This window comes from Psychrobacter sp. 4Dc (genome assembly GCF_002836715.1).
Taxonomy (GTDB): domain Bacteria; phylum Pseudomonadota; class Gammaproteobacteria; order Pseudomonadales; family Moraxellaceae; genus Psychrobacter.
This window is the reverse complement of record NZ_PJAT01000100.1, coordinates 23,907-30,386: the sequence shown is the minus strand read 5'-3', so window position 1 is coordinate 30,386 and position 6,480 is coordinate 23,907. Positions and strand designations below refer to the sequence as shown.

At 41.6% G+C, this 6,480-nt stretch carries 5 protein-coding genes; 3 read left to right on the top strand and 2 right to left on the bottom strand.

From position 1 onward, the window contains the following. Positions 1 to 27 precede the first annotated feature (27 nt). Both CXF61_RS08485 and CXF61_RS08480 read left to right on the top strand, forming a co-directional pair. Positions 28 to 507: a BLUF domain-containing protein gene (locus CXF61_RS08485; protein WP_193834204.1), complete on the top strand. Its 480-nt coding sequence runs from the start codon at positions 28 to 30 to the stop codon at positions 505 to 507. A 107-nt stretch (positions 508 to 614) separates the two neighbouring features. Further along, positions 615 to 1,094 carry a BLUF domain-containing protein gene (locus CXF61_RS08480; protein WP_165597894.1) on the top strand — a complete coding sequence of 160 codons (480 nt, stop codon included), beginning with the start codon at positions 615 to 617 and terminating at the stop codon, positions 1,092 to 1,094. A 138-nt stretch (positions 1,095 to 1,232) separates the two neighbouring features. Here the strand turns inward: CXF61_RS08480 and CXF61_RS08475 are convergent, their stop codons facing one another. After that, positions 1,233 to 1,592: a hypothetical protein gene (locus tag CXF61_RS08475; RefSeq protein ID WP_165597893.1), complete on the bottom strand. Its 360-nt coding sequence runs from the start codon at positions 1,590 to 1,592 to the stop codon at positions 1,233 to 1,235. Between the two features lie 251 nt (positions 1,593 to 1,843). Further along, positions 1,844 to 4,150: a DNA topoisomerase IV subunit A gene (gene parC / locus CXF61_RS08470; protein WP_165597892.1), complete on the bottom strand. Its 2,307-nt coding sequence runs from the start codon at positions 4,148 to 4,150 to the stop codon at positions 1,844 to 1,846. A 465-nt stretch (positions 4,151 to 4,615) separates the two neighbouring features. Here parC and CXF61_RS08465 point away from each other — a divergent pair, with 465 nt between their 5' ends. Continuing rightward, positions 4,616 to 6,409, top strand: a complete 1,794-nt coding sequence (locus CXF61_RS08465; RefSeq protein ID WP_165597891.1) for a vWA domain-containing protein — start codon at positions 4,616 to 4,618, stop codon at positions 6,407 to 6,409. Positions 6,410 to 6,480: the final 71 nt, after the last annotated feature.

The following is a 6,480-nucleotide window of genomic DNA, read 5'->3' as shown; positions in this document are numbered from 1 at the left end:
ATACCTATTATATAAATGGATTTTCTTATGTATATAACGACCAATCAAACGTCAGAAAATAGGAAAAGACATGGCGAGCATCTGCTGATTAGCCTAACGTATATCGGTAAAAATATTGAAATGAAAACAGGTATAGAGTTGACTCGTGCTCTTGAACAGTGGCGAAGATACTTTGAGGAAAGTGGGTTAGTTGCAGCGCTTGTGATCAATGACGGTTACTTTGTTCAAAATATTCAAGGCTCAAGACCGGCGGTCAACGCTGCTCTAGCGAAGATAATTGATGAGCATTTCAAGGTTGTTCCTAATGTTGTCAAGGTGAAAGAGATAGAAGCGCTTCGATGGGATGGGTTCGTAACCAAGCATTTGACGGAAAGTGCCGAAGATGAAGAATATGCCTTAAAAAGTTTCTCAGCAGGTTTTGACTTCAATCCTTATCTAATGAAAAGTACTCAGATTGAAAGCTTTTTGACAGCGATATTTGAAGTGGCTGAATCCGATAGGTTTTAAGTGAGTAGCATTTACATATCATAAGAGTCATCTATTTTAATTGGCGTAAAAAAGCCGTCTATAAAGTATCTTTTGATTTAGATAATTTTTTATAAATAAGGTTTCTTATGCATATCACTACCAGCCAACCTTTAGAAAATAGAAAAAGACATGGCGAGCATATCATTCTCAGCCTAATGTATATTGGCAGAAATAGTGACAGTAATCATGGAATAGGGTTGGCTCGTCTGCTTGAGCAATGGCGAAGGAATAATGAAAAAATTGGTGTAACCTCAGCGCTTGTCGTGAATGACAATTACTTTATTCAAAATATTGAAGGTCCAAGACCTCTTATCAATGAAATACTAGTAAAATTGATCAATGAGTACTCTTACCTAGTACCCCACCTCAGTGAGATTGAGGAAATAGAAGAACGTAGGTGGGATGGGTTTTTAATAAAATATTTAACATCCAGTGCAGAAGACGAAGCATATACCCTAAAAAGCTTCTCGGCAGGTGCTGACTTTAATCCGTATCTAATGAAAAGCACTCAGATTACAAGCTTCCTGAAAGCGATCTTTGAGGATGCTGTATCTAATAAGTCTTAAATAATTTCTCTATTTTGAGTAGCGTAGAAAAGCCGCCTATACTGTGTATGGGCGGCTTTTTGATGAAAGTAAGTTGTGTTGACGTAGTGAAGAGGTAAAGTTCTTGTTGTTGCATGGTAAAAGCCCAGCCTACGGTTGCTAATCTCGATGCTCCCATACAACAGCAACTTTAGTACCTAGTATGTTTTCTAATTCTTGTAATATTTTTGGGCGAATAGATATGGTTTCATTAATATCGCTTTCAAATTCTTCGTTGTCATTGTCATCTAATTGCCAAAATCTATTGGTTGCTACAAAATCTCCAGCGGTCATAATAAATGGGCTAGTAATAACAACATTTGAATGGGTTAGTTCTAAATTTTCAACTGCGTCAAAATAGGGTTCATGTTCACACTCAATAATATTTTCGTCAAAAAGCGAAAACGCTTTTTCTTTTTGTTCGTCGCTTATTACATGGTCTCGTTCTCTAACATAAATGTAAACATGTTGCTCACTCACAATATACTCCCAAAAAGTTAAATAAATTTATTTTAGTTACTTGAAACTTAATTAATTTCAATTCGATTTTAAATATACTGATTATGTCAAAATTTAACTAACCTACAATAATATATTTTAGAAAATATAAGCATGGATAGGTTAGCTATATGGTGCTCCCAACACACTAAAATAATAATAATCTCTAAAAATGGTGCACGGGGCGCACCATACGTCAACTAGGCTATTAATCGAGCTTACTCAAGCTAAAATCACCCAACTTCAACACTCGTCACATTCTGAAAGCCTCTTGGCAACTGACCACCACGATTACCGCGAACACCCGTATAGTTAGCCAAATCATTTGGCTTGAGTGTCACATGGCGTTTGCCAGCAGTAATGACAAGGCTGTCTTGCTGACTAAGTGGTGTGATAGCAAGTACCTCTTCGCCATCTTTCAGTTTAATAAGTTTGTTCCCTTTACCGCGAGCTTGTTCAGGCAAATCATCAAGAGCAAATATCAGTAGATATCCTGCATTGGTCGCAACGGCAACATGATCAGGTGTCACACGCACATTGCTATTTTCACCTTCTGTATTAGCAGCCGTCTCTACTGGTACGTCGATACGTGCAACAGGGAGCAAGCGACTATCAGTTGCTAGGTTAATGACGTTTTTACCAGCTTTTTGATTGCTATCGAGGTTGCCAATGGTATTGATAAAACCATAACCCGCTGAACTAGCAAGAATAATACGTTGATCGTTATCACCCGTTAGTAGCTGCTCAAAGCTAGCGCCTGCTGGCGGCTTTAATACGCTAGTCAATGGATCACCTTGACCACGTGCAGATGCTAAATTATGCGCATCGATACTATAGCTGCGTCCTGTACTGTCGAGTACGTAAATCCTTTCGTTTGATTTGCCGCGCACGTGCGCTTGATAGCTGTCACCTGAGCGGTAACTCATACCAGCAGCATCGACATCATGACCTTTAGCTGCGCGAATCCAACCCGCTTTCGATAAGATGGCAGTGACCGGCTCACTTGGTACGAGGTCTGACTCTTTCAGTGCTTGCGCTTCTTCACGCTCTGCTAATGGTGATACACGCTCATTACCGTGTTCTTTCATATCGGCAGTAAGCTCATCAATCATCAGATTGGTTAGACTATCTGGATTGTCTAAGTACTCTTGAATAATAGCGCGCTCAGCAGCGAGTTCATCTTGCTCGCGGCGCAGCTCAATCTCTTCTAGTTTAGCGAGCTGACGCAGACGAATGTCCAAGATAGCATTGGCTTGTATCTCAGTCAGGTCATAGTCTTGCATCAATGATAATTTTGGATCGTCTTCTTCACGAATGATGCGAATCACTTCATCGATATTCAGATAAGCAATCAGCAAACCTGCAAGGATATGCAAGCGCTTATCAATCTTATCGAGGCGATATTGCAAACGGCGCGTGACCACTGAGCGGCGACAGACGAGCCATTCTTCAAGGATTTCTTTGAGGTTTTTGACCTGCGGCTTACCATTGAGGCCAATCATGTTCATATTGACGCGATAATTGCTTTCAAGATCAGTACTGGCAAACAGATGGCTCATTACTCGCTGCACATCGACGCGGGTGGATTTTAGCTCTAAGACGATACGGCAAGCGTTTTCATGATCTGATTCATCGTGAATATCAGTAATCCAAGGCAGCTTTTTATCCGTCATGAGCTTAGCGATTTGCTCTTGAATCTTATTGCCTGACACTTGGTAAGGAAGCGCATCGATGATGACGAGATTTTTTTCTTTTGGGTCAATATGAAAGGTGGCGCGCATTTTATAGCTGCCGCGACCAGTCTCATACATCGCCTGCAAGTCTTTTTTACTGGTAATAATTTCAGCGGGCGTTGGCAAATCAGGTGCTGGTATCGATTGGGTGAGCTGCTTAACCGACAGCTCTGGGTTTTTGAGCAGACGAATGGCCGCGCGTACCACTTCATTAAGGTTATGCGGCGGAATATCCGTTGCCATACCAACCGCGATACCTGTAGTACCGTTTAATAAAATATTAGGTAGGCGGGCAGGTAGGGTAGTTGGCTCTTGCATCGTACCATCAAAGTTATCTTGCCAGTCGACTGTACCTTGACCCAATTCTGCGAGCAACGTATTGGCATAAGCCGACATTTTAGCTTCGGTATAACGCATTGCGGCAAAAGATTTTGGATCATCTGGGCTACCCCAGTTACCTTGACCAGTGATAAGCGGATAGCGATAACTAAACGGCTGTGCCATCAGTACCATGGCTTCATAACAAGCGCTATCACCATGCGGATGGTATTTACCCAATACGTCACCGACCGTACGCGCGGATTTTTTCGCCTTAGCAGAGGACTTTAGCCCAAGCTCGCTCATAGCATAGACGATGCGACGCTGGACAGGTTTTAGACCGTCAGCAATATTTGGCAGCGCCCGATCCATGATGACGTACATGGCATAGTTGAGATAGGCCTGCTCAGTGAACTCTGCGACTGAACGAGTATCCATCGGCTCATTGGGAATAGTTGGGGCGATCGTATGATCAATAACATCAGACATAAAATAGGATTCACTTATCAGTTTTAATAGGTATAGATAATTGGTTCAAGCATACAAATAGGATAGTGCTATCGTAAAGGATATTGCACCAATTAAAAAGACGTATGTCAGAATATACGACATCTCGTGACGTGCTTAAGACAAGTACTTATAAGGGTCTTTTATAGTATGGTGATTCATAGCTTTTATAGATTAAGTTAAGTATAGTAAATCTAATATTTGTTTTTGATATGGTTAATAAATGTCTTAAGGTTGAATCGTTTTTATTTAGGATGTTTTATCTATTATTAGTCTAAAAAAAGTAGGTTCAGAATAGTTTTAATGCAAAATTAATAACTGAAAGTATGACAGTTAATAGATTAAATAAGGTAGCTGTTGTGCTTATGTGCCTATTTAAATAGCGTTAACCATATATTGACACGGACAAGTCGCTACTGAACTATTTTACAATAAGGAATTTCTGTTATGTCATTTGACCCTTTATCTAAAATATCTGCCTCTAAAATGCTAAAAAACGAAAGTAAGCACCTAGGGAAAAACGCTACTAGAAATGTACTATTGATTACTGCTGTAGCCAGTCTAGGATTGACAGCCTGTAGCCCTTCACAAATGAGCAAAACGCTACCAGCCGAGACAAGCAGCACAGTCAATCAAGATGCAGCAGTGATGTCAGAGTCTATCATGGCGTCACCCAGTGTGAGGCCATCAGTCATCAGCCAACAGATGATGATACGTTCTGCGGCACAGACAGGTATCGTACGCCCATCACCGAGCATCATAGTCACGCCAGAGGCAAAAGACAACTATCAAAAAAACGCAGCCAATCCTGTACATCGAACTACGGATATGGCGGTATCCACCCTGTCTATCGATACCGATACGGGCAGCTACGCCAATGTGCGCCGCTATTTAAACGAGGGTCAAATACCACCTGTTAATGCCGTACGGGTCGAGGAATTGATTAATTATTTTAACTATCAATTTGATGATGGCAAACGCTTAGGTAGTGCCCCATTTGTTGTATCAACTGAGGTAGTGGACTCGCCTTGGGATAGAGCAGATCAGGATAATAAAATCGTCAAAGTTGGTATCAAAGCCGTTGATAGTAGCTGGTCGCAAAAAACGGATAAGCAATCTATGCCACCTGCCAATCTCGTATTTTTAGTAGATGTCTCAGGGTCCATGTCGTCGCGCGATAAACTGCCATTGGCACAGTCGTCGCTTAAGCTGTTGACAGAGCAAATGCGCGCTCAAGACAGTATCAGTATTGTGACCTATTCAGGTAGTACTAGTGTGGCGTTGCCTGCGACCAGCGGTGACCAAAAAGCAAAAATATTGGCTGCGATCGATGGATTGAATGCCTCAGGCTCGACCAATGGGGAAGGTGCTCTGAAATTGGCCTATAGACAAGCTGAGCAGGGACTGAAAAAGAATGGTATCAATCGAATCATGATGTTAACAGATGGCGATTTTAATGTCGGTATTAGTGACGTCGATGAGATGCTTGATTTGGTCAAAGCCAATCGCGATCGCGGTATCTCTTTGTCTACCGTTGGCTTTGGTCGCGGTAATCTGAATGATCACATGATGGAACAGATGGCGGACAACGGCAATGGAAATTACAGCTATATTGACAGCTTAACTGAAGCAAAAAAAGTCTTTGGGGATGAGTTAGCTGCGACATTTAACACCGTCGCTAAAGACGTAAAAGTCCAAGTTGAGTTTAATCCTGATGTGGTGAGTGAGTGGCGCTTGATTGGTTATGAAAATCGCGTACTGGCTGAAGAAGACTTCAATAATGACAAAGTTGATGCAGGTGAGCTTGGGGCAGGTAAGGCAGTTATCGCTTTGTTTGAGGTAACTCCAAAAAGACAAAAAGGGTTATATAGCGATCGCCGTTATGCTGACAGCAATGCTAGTACTAGTTCGAGTAGTAAACAGAATTCTAATGAGCTTGGCTATCTAAAGATTCGTTATAAAGCACCGACAGGTGGTAGCTCCAAACTGATTAGCCAACCGATTAATAAAGCTAGCCACGCTTTAAACAAAGCCAGTATCGATACCCAGTTTGCGATGGCAGTAGCAGGGTTCGGTCAACGCTTGACTCAAAGCGATTATATTAATGATTGGCAGTACAGTGATAGCACTAAGCTTGCCAAAAGTAGTATCGCAGATAGACCAAGTAGCGATACTGATGGTACTCGTCGCAACTTTGTGACGTTAACTGAGCTGGCGAGTGCGCTAAAAAATAGCCAATAGTGAACAGATATCGTGTCGGGATGGTCATTATGAAGCAGAAGTTAAGGGTCATATTTTCTAATAGCTTGACT